Annotated in this window: 19 protein-coding genes; 8 read left to right on the top strand and 11 right to left on the bottom strand. The window is 70.0% G+C overall.

Going from position 1 to position 16073, the window contains the following annotated elements; all coding sequences use genetic code 11:
- Positions 1 to 131: 131 nt before the first annotated feature.
- Positions 132 to 797 (bottom strand): hypothetical protein, encoded by a 666-nt coding sequence (locus tag KSO98_RS11290; RefSeq protein ID WP_225285673.1) that lies wholly within the window; start codon positions 795 to 797, stop codon positions 132 to 134.
- 105 nt (positions 798 to 902) lie between these two features.
- On the opposite strand from KSO98_RS11290, the gene cysD reads away from it, so the two are divergent.
- Positions 903 to 1817 (top strand): sulfate adenylyltransferase subunit CysD, encoded by a 915-nt coding sequence (cysD, locus tag KSO98_RS11285; RefSeq protein ID WP_225285671.1) that lies wholly within the window; start codon positions 903 to 905, stop codon positions 1815 to 1817.
- A complete protein-coding gene (locus KSO98_RS11280; protein ID WP_225285669.1) occupies positions 1817 to 3097 on the top strand; it encodes a sulfate adenylyltransferase subunit 1 in 1281 nt (426 codons plus the stop codon). Before cysD ends, KSO98_RS11280 begins: the two co-directional genes overlap by 1 nt.
- A gap of 268 nt (positions 3098 to 3365) precedes the next feature.
- On the opposite strand, the gene KSO98_RS11275 is transcribed toward KSO98_RS11280, so the two are convergent.
- Entirely contained in the window at positions 3366 to 3506 is a 141-nt protein-coding gene (locus tag KSO98_RS11275) for a hypothetical protein (protein ID WP_225285666.1), read from the bottom strand.
- A gap of 93 nt (positions 3507 to 3599) precedes the next feature.
- Here KSO98_RS11275 and ppnP point away from each other — a divergent pair, with 93 nt between their 5' ends.
- The gene (ppnP, locus tag KSO98_RS11270; RefSeq protein WP_225285664.1) at positions 3600 to 3890 is read left to right on the top strand and encodes a pyrimidine/purine nucleoside phosphorylase; all 291 of its coding nucleotides are present in this window, start codon (positions 3600 to 3602) and stop codon (positions 3888 to 3890) included.
- Positions 3891 to 3898: 8 nt separating this feature from the next.
- Here ppnP and KSO98_RS11265 read toward each other — a convergent pair whose 3' ends face one another.
- Positions 3899 to 5260 carry a sugar nucleotide-binding protein gene (locus KSO98_RS11265; protein WP_225285662.1) on the bottom strand — a complete coding sequence of 454 codons (1362 nt, stop codon included), beginning with the start codon at positions 5258 to 5260 and terminating at the stop codon, positions 3899 to 3901.
- 11 nt (positions 5261 to 5271) lie between these two features.
- Positions 5272 to 6270: a dTDP-glucose 4,6-dehydratase gene (rfbB, locus tag KSO98_RS11260; RefSeq protein ID WP_225285660.1), complete on the bottom strand. Its 999-nt coding sequence runs from the start codon at positions 6268 to 6270 to the stop codon at positions 5272 to 5274.
- Positions 6271 to 6315: 45 nt separating this feature from the next.
- On the opposite strand from rfbB, the gene rfbA reads away from it, so the two are divergent.
- Positions 6316 to 7197 (top strand): glucose-1-phosphate thymidylyltransferase RfbA, encoded by an 882-nt coding sequence (gene rfbA, locus KSO98_RS11255; RefSeq protein ID WP_225285659.1) that lies wholly within the window; start codon positions 6316 to 6318, stop codon positions 7195 to 7197.
- Positions 7198 to 7251: 54 nt separating this feature from the next.
- On the opposite strand, the gene KSO98_RS11250 is transcribed toward rfbA, so the two are convergent.
- The 3 genes from KSO98_RS11250 to KSO98_RS11240 are packed head-to-tail and all read right to left on the bottom strand — an operon-like array spanning position 7252 to position 8915.
- Positions 7252 to 7548 (bottom strand): DUF1416 domain-containing protein, encoded by a 297-nt coding sequence (locus KSO98_RS11250; protein WP_225285658.1) that lies wholly within the window; start codon positions 7546 to 7548, stop codon positions 7252 to 7254.
- Positions 7548 to 8402 carry a sulfurtransferase gene (locus tag KSO98_RS11245; RefSeq protein WP_225285657.1) on the bottom strand — a complete coding sequence of 285 codons (855 nt, stop codon included), beginning with the start codon at positions 8400 to 8402 and terminating at the stop codon, positions 7548 to 7550. The genes KSO98_RS11250 and KSO98_RS11245 overlap by 1 nt, the downstream gene beginning before the upstream one ends.
- 39 nt (positions 8403 to 8441) lie before the next feature.
- Positions 8442 to 8915 (bottom strand): DUF4395 domain-containing protein, encoded by a 474-nt coding sequence (locus KSO98_RS11240; protein WP_225285656.1) that lies wholly within the window; start codon positions 8913 to 8915, stop codon positions 8442 to 8444.
- A gap of 264 nt (positions 8916 to 9179) precedes the next feature.
- Between KSO98_RS11240 and gmd the strand changes: the two genes are divergently transcribed.
- Both gmd and KSO98_RS11230 read left to right on the top strand, forming a co-directional pair.
- Entirely contained in the window at positions 9180 to 10157 is a 978-nt protein-coding gene (gmd, locus tag KSO98_RS11235) for a GDP-mannose 4,6-dehydratase (protein ID WP_225285655.1), read from the top strand.
- Between the two features lie 4 nt (positions 10158 to 10161).
- Positions 10162 to 11091 carry a GDP-mannose 4,6-dehydratase gene (locus KSO98_RS11230; protein WP_225285654.1) on the top strand — a complete coding sequence of 310 codons (930 nt, stop codon included), beginning with the start codon at positions 10162 to 10164 and terminating at the stop codon, positions 11089 to 11091.
- A gap of 22 nt (positions 11092 to 11113) precedes the next feature.
- Here the strand turns inward: KSO98_RS11230 and KSO98_RS11225 are convergent, their stop codons facing one another.
- The 4 genes from KSO98_RS11225 to KSO98_RS11210 form a co-directional block, all read right to left on the bottom strand.
- A complete protein-coding gene (locus KSO98_RS11225) occupies positions 11114 to 11596 on the bottom strand; it encodes a thioredoxin family protein (RefSeq protein WP_225285653.1) in 483 nt (160 codons plus the stop codon).
- Positions 11597 to 11760: 164 nt separating this feature from the next.
- The gene (locus KSO98_RS11220; protein WP_225285652.1) at positions 11761 to 12705 is read right to left on the bottom strand and encodes a hypothetical protein; all 945 of its coding nucleotides are present in this window, start codon (positions 12703 to 12705) and stop codon (positions 11761 to 11763) included.
- A 169-nt stretch (positions 12706 to 12874) separates the two neighbouring features.
- Positions 12875 to 13756 carry a hypothetical protein gene (locus KSO98_RS11215; RefSeq protein ID WP_225285651.1) on the bottom strand — a complete coding sequence of 294 codons (882 nt, stop codon included), beginning with the start codon at positions 13754 to 13756 and terminating at the stop codon, positions 12875 to 12877.
- 130 nt (positions 13757 to 13886) lie between these two features.
- A complete protein-coding gene (locus tag KSO98_RS11210) occupies positions 13887 to 14159 on the bottom strand; it encodes a ubiquitin family protein (RefSeq protein WP_225285650.1) in 273 nt (90 codons plus the stop codon).
- A gap of 47 nt (positions 14160 to 14206) precedes the next feature.
- Between KSO98_RS11210 and KSO98_RS11205 the strand changes: the two genes are divergently transcribed.
- Both KSO98_RS11205 and mshD read left to right on the top strand, forming a co-directional pair.
- Positions 14207 to 14941, top strand: a complete 735-nt coding sequence (locus KSO98_RS11205) for a winged helix-turn-helix transcriptional regulator (protein WP_225285648.1) — start codon at positions 14207 to 14209, stop codon at positions 14939 to 14941.
- Positions 14942 to 14966: 25 nt separating this feature from the next.
- Complete coding sequence (mshD, locus tag KSO98_RS11200; protein ID WP_225285647.1) at positions 14967 to 15788, top strand: mycothiol synthase; 822 nt, start codon at positions 14967 to 14969, stop codon at positions 15786 to 15788.
- The last annotated feature ends 285 nt before the right edge of the window (positions 15789 to 16073 follow it).

Below are 16073 nucleotides of genomic sequence, written 5' to 3'. Positions count from 1 at the left end.
GCTGCGCGAGCAGCACGGCCAGGGAGAGTCCGACGTACCCGGTCCCGACGACAGCGATCCTCATGGTTCGACGGTGACGAGCGAGGACGAGACCTCGTCGGCCTCTCCGCAGACGTCACGTGAACAGCCGACTAATCCTCGAGAGCACCCACGGCGTCCAGTACGCCCCTCAGCGACTCGCGCCGGGCGTCGTCCAGGTGGTCGCGGTGGTACCCGGCCGACGCGAGCAGCGCGACCGTCTTGTGGGCCTGGCCGACCGACACGCCCGCCGCGGCAGCCACCTCGCGCAGCGGGGCGGTCTCCAGTGACGGGTCCCCGACGAGCGCGGCGACGACCTTGCGGTTGGCGGGGGTGAGGAGCCGGCCGGATCGGGACGTGGTCTCGATGCGCCCACCGACCGCCGAGGAGGCCGAGCCGCCGGGCGAGGCCGTCCCGGCACGCGGGCGCTTGCGGCCGGTCACCTCCACGAACACGGTGCCGAAGCGCAGGGACGCGTTCCCGACCGAGTCGACGTACGCGATCCCGAGGGCCTGGAGCTGTGCGCCCATCCGCGGTGAGATCCACGGCGCCACGACGAGCACCGGCAGCGAGGACTCCCCCGAGGCGGCGAGGACGGCCGCGAGCCGCACCGAGGAGAACGCGTGCACGGCGAAGCGCTGTCGAGCGCCGCCCCACCGCAGCGCAAGGGTCGCGTCGGCGCGGACCAGCGGCGAGCGCTCGTACCGGATCGTGCAGTCGACGCCCCAGCCCTCGAGCGTCGCCTGCGCGCCCTCCACCAGCTCGGTCTCGCTGCTCATGCGTTCACAATAACCAGCCGTTCATGATTCGTGAACAGTCGCGACTCGTGAAAAACGGTCATCTGAGATGTCCCGGCCCGAAGGCGCCGGGCTAGAGTGCCCGCCATGACGTCCACCCATACCGACTACCGGCTGAGTCAGCTCGACCAGTTGGAGGCGGAATCGATCCACATCTTCCGTGAGGTCGCCGCCGAGTTCGAGAAGCCGGTCCTGATGTTCAGCGGCGGCAAGGACTCGATCGTCATGCTCCGCCTGGCGGAGAAGGCGTTCTACCCTGCCAAGATCCCGTTCTCGATCCTGCAGGTCGACACCGGGCTCGACTTCCCCGAGGTGATGGAGACCCGCGACCGCTGGGTCGAGCGTCTCGGCATCAACCTCGTGGTCGCCTCCATCGACGACGCGATCAAGAACGGCATCATCCCCGACGCCGCGAAGATCAGCCGCAACCGCCTGCAGATCCCGACGCTGCTCAACGCCATCGAGGAGAACGGCTTCACCGCCGCCTTCGGCGGCGGTCGCCGCGACGAGGAGAAGGCCCGCGCCAAGGAGCGCGTCTACTCCCACCGCGACGAGTTCGGCCAGTGGGACCCGAAGATGCAGCGCCCCGAGCTGTGGTCGCTCTACAACGGCCGCCTGCACGAGGGCGAGCACATGCGGATCTTCCCGATCTCCAACTGGACCGAGCTGGACGTGTGGGACTACATCGGCCGCGAGGAGATCGAGATCCCCTCGATCTACTTCGCCCACCAGCGTCGCGTCTTCGAGCGCGACGGCATGCTCATGACCGAGACCCCGCTCAACCCGTGCCGTGAGGGCGAGGTCGCCGAGGAGCGCAGCGTCCGCTTCCGCACCTGCGGTGACATCACCTTGACCGGTTGCGTCGAGAGCACCGCCTCGACCATCGAGGAGATCATCGCGGAGGTGTCGGTCGCCCGGGTCACCGAGCGCGGCGCCACCCGTGGTGACGACAAGTTCTCCGAGGCCGCCATGGAAGACCGCAAGAAGGAAGGCTACTTCTGATGGGCAGCACTGACGAGAAGAAGGCGGAGCGCCAGATGGACCTCCTGCGCTTCGCCACGGCCGGCTCCGTCGACGACGGCAAGTCGACCCTCATCGGCCGGCTGCTCTTCGACTCCAAGTCGATCTTCGCCGACCAGCTCGAGGCGGTCGAGCGGACCTCGGAGCAGAAGGGTCACTCCTACGTCGACCTCTCCCTGCTGACCGACGGCCTGCGCTCCGAGCGCGAGCAGGGCATCACGATCGACGTCGCGTACCGCTACTTCGCGACCCCGAACCGCAAGTTCATCATCGCGGACACCCCGGGGCACGTGCAGTACACCCGCAACATGGTCACCGGTGCCTCCACCGCCGACCTGGGCCTCGTCCTGGTCGACGCGCGCCACGGCCTCACCGAGCAGTCCCGCCGTCACGCCGTCCTGCTCTCGCTGCTGCGGGTCCCCCACCTGGTCCTGTGCATCAACAAGATGGACCTCGTGGACTGGTCGCAGGAGGTCTACGACAAGATCCAGGCCGAGTTCACCCAGTTCGCGACGAAGCTCAACGTCCCCGACCTCGAGGTCATCCCGATCTCGGCGCTGGCCGGCGACAACGTCGTGGACCGCTCGCAGAACATGCCCTGGTACTCCGGCCCGACGCTGATGCACCACCTGGAGCACGTCCACGTCGCCTCCGACCGGGACCTGGTCGACGCCCGCTTCCCGGTCCAGTACGTCATCCGGCCCCAGAACGACGCCTACCACGACTACCGCGGCTACGCGGGCCAGATCGCGGGCGGCGTCTTCAAGAAGGGCGACGAGGTCATCGTCCTGCCCTCCGGCATGACCTCGAAGATCTCGAGCATCGACGTGTTCGACAAGGAGATCGACGAGGCGTTCCCGCCGATGTCGGTCACCATCCGGCTCGAGGACGACGTGGACGTCTCGCGCGGCGACATGATCGCCCGCGTGAAGAACGCGCCGACTCCGACCCAGGACATCGACGCGATGGTCTGCTGGATGACCAACGCCCCGCTGCAGCCGCGGCAGAAGCTGGCGATCAAGCACACCACCCGTACGGGGCGTGCGCTGGTCAAGGACATCCAGTACCGCCTGGACGTCAACACGCTGCACCGCGACAACGACACCAAGGAGCTCGGTCTCAACGAGATCGGCCGCGTCCAGCTGCGCACCACGGTGCCGCTGCTCGCCGACCCGTACTCGAAGAACCGCACCACCGGGTCGTTCATCCTGATCGACGAGGCGACCGGTGTCACCGTCGGCGCGGGCATGATCAACGGCTGAGCACGGCGCACGCACCACGCATGGAACCGCCCCGCCTCCCTCAGGGAGGCGGGGCGGTTCTTTCCGGTGCGCCGACCCGCACGTTGCCCGACCCGTCCGAAGGTTCCGGAGGGTGGTCGGGAGACACCATCCCGGCGGTCAGCGGAGCAGACGGATCCAGACGACAGACACGAGGATGACGAAGAGAGCCAGGAGGATCCCGATCGCAAGGAGCGCGCTGCGGCGACCTTGGTCGTCGTCTCGCGGCAGACGCGACCGCACGGTGTCCTCAGGCATCGTCCTCGACCAGCCAGAGGCGCAGCACTGCGGCGATGGCCGCATCGACCTCCGCGTCAGCGAGCACACCGCCCGCCTGTGCCTCCGCAGGAAGCAGCCCCGTGACGTCGACCGGCTCGCTGCTGGTGCCCATGCGGCGAGTGAATCGCGACGTCGCGTGCGCGATGGTCCAGCGGGGCAGGGATACCGAATGTCCGGTAGGCGCTCGTCGCTGTTTAATTCAGCGGTGACCTACGACAACGTCTCCCTCGCCACCACCGCCAACGTCTACTTCGACGGCAAGTGCGTGAGCCACTCGTTCACCCTGGCCGACGGCACGAAGAAGAGCGCGGGCGTGATCTTCCCGGGCACCTACACGTTCACGACCGGTGCGCCCGAGGTCATGGAGATCCAGGCCGGCTCGTGCACCGTCGCCGGCCAGACCTACGCCGCGGGCGCGCAGTTCTCCGTCGCGGGCGACAGCAGCTTCGACATCGAGGTCACCGAGCTCCTCGACTACGTCTGCCACTACGGCTGAGCCGTCGATCAGCGCAGCGGCTGAGCCAGGTACCTGCGCAGCATCTCCCGCTGGTCCTCCGGCTCGAAGCCGGTGGCGCGGAGCTTGGCGAGGGCCAGCGCGGAGTTGCGGGGCCGGGGGCTGATCGGCTTGCCGGCCGCGATCGCGTCGGCGAAGTAGGCCTCGGTCGTCACCGGCGTCACGTCGTCGCGCGAGCGGCCGGAGAGCTCGAAGACCTCGGCGGCGATCTCCTGCCACGACAGCGGCTCGCCGGCGTTCGTGACGTTGTAGGTCCCGTACGGCGCCTGTGACGCCACCAGGTGCTTGATCGCGGCGGCCAGCGTCGAGGTGAACGTCAGCCGGCCGACCTGGTCGGCGACGACGGACGGAGCGACGCCGCGCTCGGCGAGTGCCGCCATCGTGCGGACGAAGTTGGTGCCCTCGCCGATCACCCACGACGTACGGACGACGTAGTGCCGCGGCGCCGTGGCGACCGCGAGGTCGCCGGCGGCCTTGGACTGGCCGTAGACGCCCAGGGGCGCGAACGGCTCGTCCTCAGCGTGCTCGACGGCGGTCCCGTCGAAGACGTAGTCCGAGGAGACGTGCACCAGCGTCAGCCGGTGATCGGTCGCGATCCGCGCCAGGGCCGCCGGCAGGGCGGCGTTGGCCTGCCAGGCCCCGAGCCGGCCCTCGGGGGTCTCAGCAGCGTCCACGGCCGTCCAGGCGGCCGCGTTGAGCACCAGGTCGTAGTCGCGCCACGACACCGAGTCCAGGTCGAGGCGTCCGACCGCCTCGGCGCCCGGGAAGGCAGCGACGAGCGCCCGGCCGAGCTGGCCGTGGGCGCCGATGATCAGCGTCCTGCGCGGCGCCATCGGCGTCACGTCGGCCAGCAGGGGGTTGGCGCGGTCCTTCTCCGAGATCTCCACCTCGTCAGAGGACAGGTCGAGCGGCCATGGGATCGCCGCGGTCGGATCCGACAGCGACACCGCGGGATAGGCGATGCCGGGGCGCCAGTGGTCGTTCACCAGGTACGAGTAGACGGTGTCGTCCTCGAGTGCCTGGTAGGAGTTGCCGACGCCACGCGGCACGAAGACCGCCTTGTCCGGGCCGATCTCCGTCCAGTACGTCGCCCCGAAGGACGGGCCCTCGCGCAGATCCACCCAGGCGGCGAAGACGCGCCCGGTGGCCACCGAGACCAGCTTGTCCCAGGGCTCGGCGTGGATCCCTCGGGTGGCGCCGCGCGAGGCGTTGTAGGACATGTTGTTCTGCACCGGCCCGAAGTCCGGCAGGCCCTGGGCGATGTGCTTCTCGCGTTGCCAGTTCTCCTTGAACCAGCCGCGCGCGTCACCGTGCAGCGGGATGTCGAGGACGACCAGGCCGGGAATCGGCACCTCGGCCACCGTCACTGGCCCTTCGCGAGGTAGGCGGCCTCGACGGCGTCCTTCTTCGGGCGCCACCACGCCTCGTTGGCGCGGTACCAGTCGATGGTCGCGGCCATCCCGGCCTCGAAGTCCTGGAACGACGGCGCCCAGCCGAGCTCGGTGCGCAGCTTGGTGGAGTCGATCGCGTAGCGCAGGTCGTGGCCCGCGCGATCGTTGACGTGGTCGAAGTCGTTCTCGTCGTGACCCATCAGGCGCAGGATGAGCCGGACGGTCTCGAGGTTGTTCCTCTCGCCGTCGGCGCCGATCAGGTACGTCTCGCCGATCGCCCCGCGCTCGAGGATGCGCAGTACCGCCGAGGAGTGGTCCTCGGCGTGGATCCAGTCGCGGACGTTGAGGCCGGCACCGTAGAGGCGCGGACGCACACCGTCGATCAGGTTGGTGATCTGGCGCGGGATGAACTTCTCGATGTGCTGCCAGGGCCCGTAGTTGTTGGAGCAGTTCGAGATCGTCGCCCGCACCCCGAAGGAGCGCACCCAGGCGCGGACCAGGAGGTCGGAGCCGGCCTTGGTCGAGGAGTACGGCGAGGAGGGGTTGTACGCGGTCGCCTCGGTGAACCGCGCCGGGTCGTCCAGCTCGAGGTCGCCGTAGACCTCGTCGGTGGAGATGTGGTGGTAGCGCACGTCGTGGCGCCGGACCGCCTCGAGCAGCGTGAACGTGCCGACCAGGTTGGTCTGCACGAACGGCGACGGGTCCTGCAGCGAGTTGTCGTTGTGCGACTCGGCGGCGAAGTGGACGACGGCGTCGGCCGCCGCGACCAGCGGGTCGACGACCGCGGCGTCGGCGATGTCCCCGACCACCAGGCTCACCCGCTCCGCGGGCAGCGCCGCCAGGGCCTCGCGCGAGGCGGCGTACGTCATCTTGTCCAGCACCGTGATCCGGGCGTCGGTGCGCGCGACGAGATGGTGCACGAAGTTGGAGCCGATGAAGCCGGCGCCACCGGTGACAAGGATGCGGTCCACGCGGAAACCCTATCGATGCACCCGACGTGAGTAGGGTTTCGCGCTGTGAAGGGCATCATCCTCGCCGGTGGCACCGGCTCGCGTCTGCACCCCATCACGCTCGCGGTGAGCAAGCAGCTGATGCCGGTGTACGACAAGCCGATGATCTACTACCCGCTCTCCACGCTGATGCTGGCCGGGATCCGGGACATCCTGGTGATCACGACGCCGCACGACGCCCCCGCCTTCGAGCGTCTGCTCGGCGACGGCAGCCAGCTCGGGGTCAACCTCACCTTCGAGCAGCAGCCCTCGCCCGACGGCCTGGCGCAGGCGTTCACCATCGCCGCCGACTGCGGCTTCCTCGAGGACGACGGCGACGAGCGGGTCGGTCTCGTCCTCGGCGACAACCTCTTCTACGGATACGGCCTGGGCAACCAGCTGCGCCGCTTCGAGCAGCTCGAGGGCGCCGCCATCTTCGGCTACCGGGTGAGCGACCCGAGCTCGTACGGCGTGGTCGAGTTCGACGCCGCCCACAAGGCGATCTCGCTGGAGGAGAAGCCCAGCAGCCCCAAGAGCCCGTACGCGGTGCCGGGCCTGTACTTCTACGACGGGTCCGTGGTCGGCCACGCCCGCACGCTGACGCCGAGCGCGCGCGGCGAGCTGGAGATCACCGATCTCAACCGGATCTACCTCGAGGCCGGCCGCCTGCAGGTCGAGGTCCTCCCCCGGGGCTCGGCCTGGCTCGACACCGGCACCGTGGACGACCTCAACGCGGCCGCCGACTACATCCGGGCGATCGAGACGCGCCAGGGCACCAAGATCGGCGCGCCCGAGGAGGTCGCGTGGCGGATGGGCTGGCTCAGTGACGCCGACCTCGAGCGGCTCGCCCAGCCGCTGCTCAAGAGCGGGTACGGCAGCTACCTGCTCGGCCTGCTCGACGAGCAATGACACAACACAGCGGCCCACCCCGACTGAAGTCGGAGCGGGCCGCTGGCGGGTGGATCAGATGTTGATCGTCAGCTCGGCGACGGAGCCGATCTGGGCGACGACCTCGCGGTCGACCGGGTCGGCCTTCGGGGCCAGGGTGCGCAGGGTCCACGATCCCTCGCCGGCGAAGAACCGGAAGTGACCGGACGCGGAGGTCGGGACCTCGGCGGTGAACTCACCGGACGTGTCGAGCAGGCGGACGTACGCCGAGCCGACCGGCTCGCCGTCGCGCAGGACCTGGCCCTGGATGACGGCCTCCTTCGCGACGTTGACGCCGTCGAGGCTCAGCCCGCCCTGGGTCGCGCCGCACATCAGGCGTCAACCGTTCCGGGCTCGTCGCCGAGGACGACCGGGACGCCGACCAGGCTGCCGTACTCGGTCCAGGAGCCGTCGTAGTTCTTGACGTTCTCCTGGCCCAGGAGCTCGTGCAGGACGAACCAGGTGAGCGAGGAGCGCTCACCGATGCGGCACAGCGCGATGGTGTCCTTGGTCGTGTCGAAGCCGACCTCGTCGTAGAGCGCCTTGAGCTCGGCGTCGGACTTGAAGGTGCCGTCGTCGTTGGCGTTCTTGCTCCACGGGACGTTGACCGAGGTGGGGATGTGACCCGCGCGCTGGGCCTGCTCCTGCGGGAGGTGGGCCGGGGCGAGGAGGCGGCCGGCGAACTCGTCGGGGCTGCGGACGTCGACGAGGTTCTGAGTGCCGATCGCGGCGAGGACGTCGTCGCGGAAGGCACGCAGGGACGTGTCCTGCTCCTGGGCCACGTACGTGGTCGCCGGGCGGGTCGGGAGCTCGCTGGTCAGCTCGCGGGAGTCGAGCTCCCACTTCTTGCGGCCGCCGTCGAGGAGCTTGACGTCCTGGTGGCCGTAGAGCTTGAAGTACCAGTAGGCGTACGCGGCGAACCAGTTGTTGTTGCCGCCGTAGAGGACGACGGTGTCGTCGTTGGCGACACCGCGGCTGCTCAGGAGCGCCTCGAACTGGGCCTTGTTGAGGAAGTCACGACGGACCTGGTCCTGCAGGTCGGTCGTCCAGTCGAGCTTGATCGCGCCCTTGATGTGGCTCTTGTCGTAGGCGGACGTGTCCTCGTCGACCTCGATCAGCACGACCTTGGCGTTGTCGAGGTTCTCCTCCACCCACTGGGCGGAGACGAGCGAGTTCTCGCGGGTCATCTGGTTCTGCCTTTCGGATTATTTGAAACTTGTGTGGTGTCAGGTGGTCTGGGGGGTGACGCGCTTCATCAGCAGGTACATCTCGCAGCCGAGACAGAACCGGAAGATCGCGTTGAGCAGGGCGGCCACGAGGGCGAAGCCGATCGCGATCTGGCCCAGGAGGGTCAGACCGGTCGCGTACCCGATGAGGGCGACGGCGGTGAAGGCGAGGCCGACGGCCTGGGCGAACCGCGGCGGAGCCGGGTCCTCGAGCTCGCTCGGAGCCGCCAGCAGCGGACGCACGAAGCGCTTGAAGAGCGCCGCGTGCACCGTGTGCTGCACGCCGCGGGCGGCGCCGATCGCGAAGAGGACGGCCTGCACGGCGGTCAGCACGCCGGCCACGAACGGCGGCAGCAGCAGGACCGCGATGAGCACGACCGCCGTGATCGCGGCGGTGAACTGCGGGCCGCGCGGGTCGATGCCCTGACGGTGCTGGGCGTCGGTGGCGCTGGCGGGTGCCGTGGTGGCAGACATGAGTGCTCCGGGAACGAGATGCGGGATGACGGTCGACATGGGACGGCCGGCATCGCGCTCACCTGGAGCGGGCAGACGGCGGCCGTCAGCGCATGGACATTCGACACAGCGACGAGCGCACGCGGCAGTGGTCCACTGCGCGGCGCTTGGTCAGCATGGTCGAGATCATGACGGCAACGGTAGGGGGCTTTACGTCGGGAGCGAAACTCGCGTCTCGCATAGTGGGATCGCTGTCCACGCCTTGGGATGTCCTAGGATGCGCGGATGACCAAGCGCGCGCTCATCACCGGCATCACCGGGCAGGACGGCTCCTATCTGGCCGAGCTCCTGCTCGAGAAGGGGTACGAGGTGCATGGCCTGGTCCGGCGCAGCTCCAGCTTCAACCGGGGACGCATCGACCCGATCTATCTGGACCCGGCGAACCAGGGCCGGCTGACGCTGCACTACGGCGACATGACCGACTCGACGTCGCTGATCAACGTGGTGCGCGAGTCCCGGCCCGACGAGGTCTACAACCTCGCGGCCCAGTCGCATGTGGCGGTCAGCTTCGAGATGCCGGAGTACACCGCCTCGGCCGACGCCATGGGCGCGATCCGGTTGCTCGAGGCGCTGCGGCAGAACGCCCCCGAGGCGCGCTTCTATCAGGCGTCGACCTCCGAGATGTTCGGCCTGACCCCGCCGCCGCAGCACGAGGACACGCACTTCCACCCCCGCTCCCCGTACGGCGCCGCGAAGCTGCACGCGCACTGGGCGACGATCAACTACCGGGAGGCGTACGACCTCTACGCCGTCTCGGGGATCCTGTTCAACCACGAGTCCCCGCGGCGCGGGGAGTCGTTCGTGACCCGCAAGATCACCCGCGCGGTCGCCGCGATCACCGCTGGCCGCGCCACGTCGGTGACGCTGGGCAACCTGGACGCCGTCCGGGACTGGGGCTACGCCAAGGAGTACGTCGAGGGCATGTGGCGGATGCTGCAGCAGGACGTCCCCGGCGACTACGTGCTGGCGACCGGCGTCGGGACGACGGTGCGCGACTTCGCCGAGATGGCCTTCTCCCACGTCGGGCTCGACTGGCGCGAGCACGTCGAGACCGACGCCCGCTTCGAGCGGCCCAGCGAGGTCCCCGAGCTGCTCGGCGACGCCAGCCGCGCTGCCGCGGAGCTGGGCTGGAAGGCGACGACCACGGTGCGCCAGCTGGCCGGACTGATGGTCGATACCGACATCGCGCTGCTCCAGGGCTGATCCCGTGACGCTGGCGCTGGTCACCGGCGCGACCGGCCAGGACGGCCTGTACCTGTGCCGCCAGCTGGCGCAGGCGGGCGTGCGGGTGCTCGCCGGGCGGCTGGAGACGTCCTCCCGGGACGGGTACCTCGCGCATCCGCTCATCACCCCGGTGCAGCTGGACATCACCGACACCGCGGGGTTCGCGGCGCTGCTGCGCGCCCACCGCATCGACGAGGTCTACAACCTGGCCGCCCTGTCATCGGTGGCGCACTCGTGGGACGACCCGCAGGGGACGGCCTCGGTGAACGCCGACGCCGTCGGCGGCATGCTGGCCGCCGTCCGGCACGTGCGACCCGCCACGCGCTTCTTCCAGGCCTCCTCCGTGCAGGCCGGGACGTCGAGCCCGTACGCCTCCTCGAAGCTCGCTGCCGAGGGGCTGGTGGACGACGCCCGCGCGGCCGGGTTGTTCGCGGTCTGCGGGCGGCTGGCGAACCATGAGTCGCCGCTGCGCCCGGCGCACTTCGTCTCGCGGCGGATCGCCCGCGCCGCCGCGGGCGGCGAGCTGCTCGACCTGGGTGCCCTGGACGCCGAGCGCGACTGGGGCCACGCCCGTGATCACGTCGCCGCGATGCCGCTGCTGCTGCGCCTGGCCGAGCCGCTGGATGCCGACATCTGCACCGGCGCGACCCGCCCGCTGCGCGATCTCGTGCACGCGGCCTATCGGGCGGCCGGGCTGTCCGTGGCCGACCACGTCGTGGAGAGCGGCGGGACGCCGCGCCCGGAGGACCCGGCCTCGGTCGGCGGCGACCCCGCCGTGCTGACGCGGGCGACCGGCTGGACGCCCCGTACGTCCATCGACGAGCTGATGGCCGAGATGGTCGCCGTCGAGCGCGCCCGGCTGGCGTCGGGCCACGAGGACGTCGAGATCGTCGGCTTCGCGGGATCTCGCTGAGGCTCGGCCTCGACCGGCGGGCTCAGGGCAGGGCGCTGAGGACCTGCTGCTTGCGCGGAGCTCCGGCGGCGCGTGCGATCTCGTGGCCGGTGCCGTCGAGGATCAGCGTGGTGGGCGTGCGAAGGACCCCGAGTCGCCGGACGACCTCGAGGTGGTGCTCCGCGTCGATCTCGACGTGCACGACTCCCGGGACGACCCCGGCGACGTCGCCGAGGATCCGCTTCGTGGCGCGGCACGGGGCGCAGAACGCGCTGGAGAACTGCACCAGGGTGGCGCGCTCCCCCGGCTGAACCTTGGCGACGGCCTCACCCAGCGCGGTCCAAGTCGTCTCCTCCGGAGCCTCCTGGATGGCCTCGAGGCTCGCCTCTCGTCCCTCGTCCACCGGATCCGAGGAGGCTCCCTTGACCTCATGGGTCCCGCGGAAGCGGCCGTCGGTCAGGGCGCGATAGCCGCCGAAGGCCACGGCCACCACGACGGCAGCGAGCACGATCCAGAGTCCGACCACGGTGTTCTCCAACTCGGACGGGAACGTAAAGATTCCCGCCCCGGCCGGTCAGCGCTGGGGCCGGGGGGGGGAGAGCCGTACGACCCGCCCCGCCCGGGGATGGGGGGGAGAAGGGCGGCAGGCGCCCCGCCCCCGCGGCGGGGGGGGGGGGGACGCTCGAGGGATCAGCCGCCGAGGCCCGCGAGGGCGCCGAGCAGGCCGCCCAGGACGGGGACCGAGGACGCGCCCGGGAGAGCGGGGGCACCGCTCGGCATCGGGATCGCCGAGGTCAGCGTGGCGAGACCCAGGGCGCCGAGAACCGGGTCGAGGGTGTTCTCGATGCCGGTCAGCACGCCGGGCAGGGTCGGGACGCCGGCTGCGGTGAGGCCCGCGACGATCGGGTCGACGATGTCATCGACGATGGTCTGGACGGTGACGCCGGTCGGGTTCTTCCCCGCCGCCGCGAGCTCGGCCTGGATCTGCGCCGCGGCGTCGGTGAGGATCTTCTGGAACGCCGCCGGGTCCATCCCCGCGGGAACCGGGATCGTGGACAGCGCGGTCTGCAGCTGGGTGAGCACGTCGATCAGCTGCTGCGGCGCCCCGGCCGCCTTGAAGGCGGCCGCGAGCTGGGCGAGAAGGTCCGCCAGGGGGTTCGTGGTCGTCGAGGTGGTGGTCGTCGAGGTGGCGGTGGCGCTGGCCGTGCTGGTCGGCTTGGCGGTCGCCGACGCGCTGCTGGTGGAGGTCGGCTTCGCCGTCGCGGAACCCGTCGGGACCGGCTTGGCGGTGCCCTGTGGAGTGGTCACGCCCTTCTGGCAGGCGAGGAGCGCCGCGTAGTAGTGGTTGCGGCTCATCTTCGCGAAGCGCAGGTCGACCTTCTTGACGTGCACGGTGTCGCGCTTGGCCCGGACGATCCGCGGCGACGCGCGGTGCGCGACGGCCTTGGCGACGCCCTTGCGGGCGCGCTTGACCTTCTTCTTGGCCTTCGCGACGTGCGCGACGGAGTGGTGGTAAGCGGTGAGCTGCGAGGTGCAGTTGGGCGCCGCCTGGGCGTCGTTGGAGAAGGCAAGGGGGACGAACGCGCCGACAAGAAGGGCGGCGCTCGCAGCAATGGCAGTGGCGGGACGCTTCATGCACAGGTCAACGACTGTGGGGGACGCGCGGCACGGAGGTCTAGACCGGATGTTCCGATCGGCGTCTCCGCAGGTCGTACGGCGTGAATGCACCGCGGGCCGCCCCTCCGAGGAGGGACGGCCCGCGGGTCGTTCAGAGAGCTAGCTGATCAGCGATGTGGCCGCTGGATCACAGGCCGGGGATCGGCAGCGGGAGGCTGCCGGCGCCGGGGAGCGAGCCCAGACCACCGAGGCCGGGGAGGCCCAGGCCGATGAGGATGTTGTCGAGCGTGGTCTGCAGCGAGTGCAGGGCAGCGGTCAGCGGGTCAGCAGCGTCGAACTGCGAGAAGCCGGCGATGAGCGGGTTGAAGATCGCGTCGATCAGGCCGTTGGCCGTGGTCGGCGGGTTGCTCAGGGAGGCCTGCATGGCGGTGACGGCAGCGGTCAGCGCGGCCTGGAAGGCAGCCGGGTCGAACGACGAGGGCAGCTGGCTCAGCAGCGACTGCAGCTTCGACGGGTCGATCGAGGACGAGCCCGAGGAGATGGCAGACGAGATCTGCTTGATGGCGTCGGCCAGCTGAGCCGCACCCGGAGCACCCGACGCGCTGAGCTGCGAGGCGATCGAGTTGAGGGCGTTGGTCAGAGCGGCGGGCGACAGGCCCGAGCCGGTGAGCGTGGTCAGCAGGTCGGTCAGCGGGTTGGCGGTGCCCTGCGGGGTGCCCGTGGTCGGGTTGGTGCAGGTGCGCAGCGCGTTGGCAGCCGCAGCCCGGCGAGCCTTGTCCGCGCGGACGTGGCGCTTGTCCTTCTTGACGACGCGCTTCTTGTGCTTGATGACCGCGACGGACTTGCGGGCCTTCTTGGCCTTGCGGAGCTTCTTCTTGTCCTTCTTCAGCTTGCGCTGGTCCTTGTGAAGCTGGCCGTTGGCGGCGTTGTAGTTCGCCTTCGCCGTGGTGCAGGAGACCGCAGCCTCGGCCGAGCCGGTGGCGACGAAGGGCGCGAGCACGCCGATCGAGAGGGCGGTGCTGAGACCGAGGGCGGCGAAGCGCATCCGCGTGGGAGCAGTGGTGGTCATGGCGGGGACCTTTCGTTGGAGTGGACTCCGGCCGGGGCCGGTTCGTGCGTCTGGTTCCCCAACGAGCCTGTGACTACGACGACACGCCTGGCTACATAAAAAATTGTCGGTCTAGACCACGCAAGGCCGATCAGCCGCCGGCGAACGGCGGCAGGAACTGAACCGTCTCCCCCGGGCTGACCTGCACGTTTGCCGCATCCTCCGATGCCGTCGGACGGTCCTGGACGAGTGTTGAACACACGGCGAGGACGTCGGCCAGCCGCGTACCGGGGTGCTCGTTCACGGCGCGGATCGTGATCTCCCGAAGGGTGGTCGGGCCGTCGACGGCGAAGACGTCCTCCCCCGTACCCGCGGCCGCCTTGGCGCCCGCCCAGTACCGAACTGTGATCGTTCCTGCCGTCATCTCTGAGCCTTTCGCTACGATGTCGCTCTGGCTCCACCTGGAGGAACATGAGCACGCTGCTACTTCTGACCGGCTCCCTGCAGCCCTCGATCGAGGTGCTGCCTGGCCTCGCGCTGCTCGGCCACCAGACGAAGGTCCTGCCTGCCGAGGTTAGCGCTCTCCTCGATGCGCCCGACGCGGATCTCCTGCTCGTCGACGGCCGTCAGGATCTCGCGCACGCCCGCGACCTGTGCCGGCTGCTGCGCGCGACCGGCATGGAGATGCCGATCCTGCTCGTCGTCACCGAGGGCGGCCTCGCCGTCGTCGCCCACGACTGGGGCATGGACGACGTCGTGCTGCACACCTGCGGGCCCGCGGAGCTCGAGGCCCGGATCCGGCTGGCGCTGGGCCGTTTCGGCGCCGCGTCGGCGGCCGCCGACCCCGACGCGCACCTCATCCGCTCCGGGGAGGTCGTCGTCGACGACGCCTCGTACACCGCGAAGGTGGGCGGGCGCATGCTCGATCTGACCTTCAAGGAGTTCGAGCTGCTGAAGTTCCTGGCCCAGCACCCCGGCCGGGTCTTCTCCCGCCAGCAGCTGCTCCAGGAGGTCTGGGGCTACGACTACTTCGGCGGCACCCGTACGGTCGACGTCCACATCCGCCGCCTGCGCGCGAAGCTCGGCCCGGAGAACGAGACCCTCATCGGCACGGTCCGCAACGTCGGCTACCGCTTCGTCGTCCCGGCCGCCCGGACGCAGGAGCAGGTCGAGGACGTCGCCCGGCTGAGCCCTGCCGAGTCCTGATCCGCCGGTCCCCGGAGTCGCGCGCGTGATCGACGTACTGGCCATGGCCCGGCTCGCGGAGGCCGCCGACGGCGTCGCCTCGCTCGATGAGGCGACCCGACTGGCCGTGCGCAACCGCCCGGACACCGTGCAGGTGTGGGGCGATGTGCGGGGCTTCGGGCTGCTCATCGGCGAGGAGCTCTCGCTGCTGGCGATGCCGCACGAGCGCGGGACCGGTCTGGGGCGGCGGCTGCTGCTGCAGGCTCCGGCGGAGGCGCGCCTGGCCTGGTCGCACGGCGACCACCCGGCTGCCCGGGCTCTCGCTGCGTCCCATGGCTGGGGGCGGGCGCGTGAGCTGTGGGTGATGCGGCGGCCGACGTCCGCGCCGCTGCCCGCACGGATCGCGGCGCCGGAGGGGGTCGACGTGCGCGGCTTCAGGCCGGGCGACGAGGGGGAGGTGCTGCGGGTCAACGCGGCCGCCTTCGCGCATCACCCGGAGCAAGGCTCGCTGAGCCTGGAGGGCCTGCAGGAGCGGATGGCCGAGCCGTGGTTCTCCGCCGACGGGCTGATCACGGCATGGGATGCCGACACCGGGCGCCTGCTCGCCTTCCACTGGACCAAGCAGCACGACGCAGCGCACGGCGAGGTCTATGTCGTCGGCGTCGACCCGGCCGCGCAGGGCCGCGGACTCGGCAAGCTGGTCACCCTGGCCGGCCTCGAGCACCTTGGGGCGCTCGGAGTCGATGAGGTCGTGCTCTACGTGGAGGGCGACAACACCCCGGCGCGATCGCTGTACGAGGGGCTCGGCTTCACCCACTCGCCCAGCGACACGCACGTGCAGTACGAGCGCAGCGCACCGGCTCACTGACGCCCAGGACCGGTCGCCGCCAAGGCTGCGGATACGGGGGCGGCGCGTCGTATATAGATGAGCACATCGCGGGCACCGCCGATGGTGCTCGTCTTTATAGGGGCCTATAAAGACGAGCACGTTCTCGCGGGCGGCTTCGACTGTGCTCATCCGTATAGGTGCCTATAAAGACGAGCACAGTCGTGAGAAGGCGCGCGGCAGCACGTGGATCGTGCTCATCCGTATACCCGTCGCCGAGTCGCCTTTACGGGAGAGAACCGGCCCGATCGTCTTCACAGTCGACGC

It is taken from the genome of Nocardioides nematodiphilus, assembly GCF_020216525.1.
Taxonomy (GTDB): domain Bacteria; phylum Actinomycetota; class Actinomycetes; order Propionibacteriales; family Nocardioidaceae; genus Nocardioides; species Nocardioides nematodiphilus.
Note: the sequence above shows the minus strand (reverse complement) of the source record. Positions and strands in the feature narration are given on the sequence as shown.

Excerpts from the sequence above, each read along its gene's own strand:
- KSO98_RS11290 (WP_225285673.1), bottom strand. The coding sequence starts at position 797 with ATGAGCAGCGAGACCGAGCTGGTGGAGGGCGCGCAGGCGACGCTCGAG.
- cysD (WP_225285671.1), top strand. The coding sequence starts at position 903 with ATGACGTCCACCCATACCGACTACCGGCTGAGTCAGCTCGACCAGTTG.
- KSO98_RS11280 (WP_225285669.1), top strand. The coding sequence starts at position 1,817 with ATGGGCAGCACTGACGAGAAGAAGGCGGAGCGCCAGATGGACCTCCTG.
- KSO98_RS11275 (WP_225285666.1), bottom strand. The coding sequence starts at position 3,506 with ATGGGCACCAGCAGCGAGCCGGTCGACGTCACGGGGCTGCTTCCTGCG.
- KSO98_RS11250 (WP_225285658.1), bottom strand. The coding sequence starts at position 7,548 with ATGTGCGGCGCGACCCAGGGCGGGCTGAGCCTCGACGGCGTCAACGTC.
- KSO98_RS11245 (WP_225285657.1), bottom strand. The coding sequence starts at position 8,402 with ATGACCCGCGAGAACTCGCTCGTCTCCGCCCAGTGGGTGGAGGAGAAC.
- KSO98_RS11240 (WP_225285656.1), bottom strand. The coding sequence starts at position 8,915 with ATGTCTGCCACCACGGCACCCGCCAGCGCCACCGACGCCCAGCACCGT.
- gmd (WP_225285655.1), top strand. The coding sequence starts at position 9,180 with ATGACCAAGCGCGCGCTCATCACCGGCATCACCGGGCAGGACGGCTCC.
- KSO98_RS11220 (WP_225285652.1), bottom strand. The coding sequence starts at position 12,705 with ATGAAGCGTCCCGCCACTGCCATTGCTGCGAGCGCCGCCCTTCTTGTC.
- KSO98_RS11215 (WP_225285651.1), bottom strand. The coding sequence starts at position 13,756 with ATGACCACCACTGCTCCCACGCGGATGCGCTTCGCCGCCCTCGGTCTC.
- KSO98_RS11210 (WP_225285650.1), bottom strand. The coding sequence starts at position 14,159 with ATGACGGCAGGAACGATCACAGTTCGGTACTGGGCGGGCGCCAAGGCG.
- KSO98_RS11205 (WP_225285648.1), top strand. The coding sequence starts at position 14,207 with ATGAGCACGCTGCTACTTCTGACCGGCTCCCTGCAGCCCTCGATCGAG.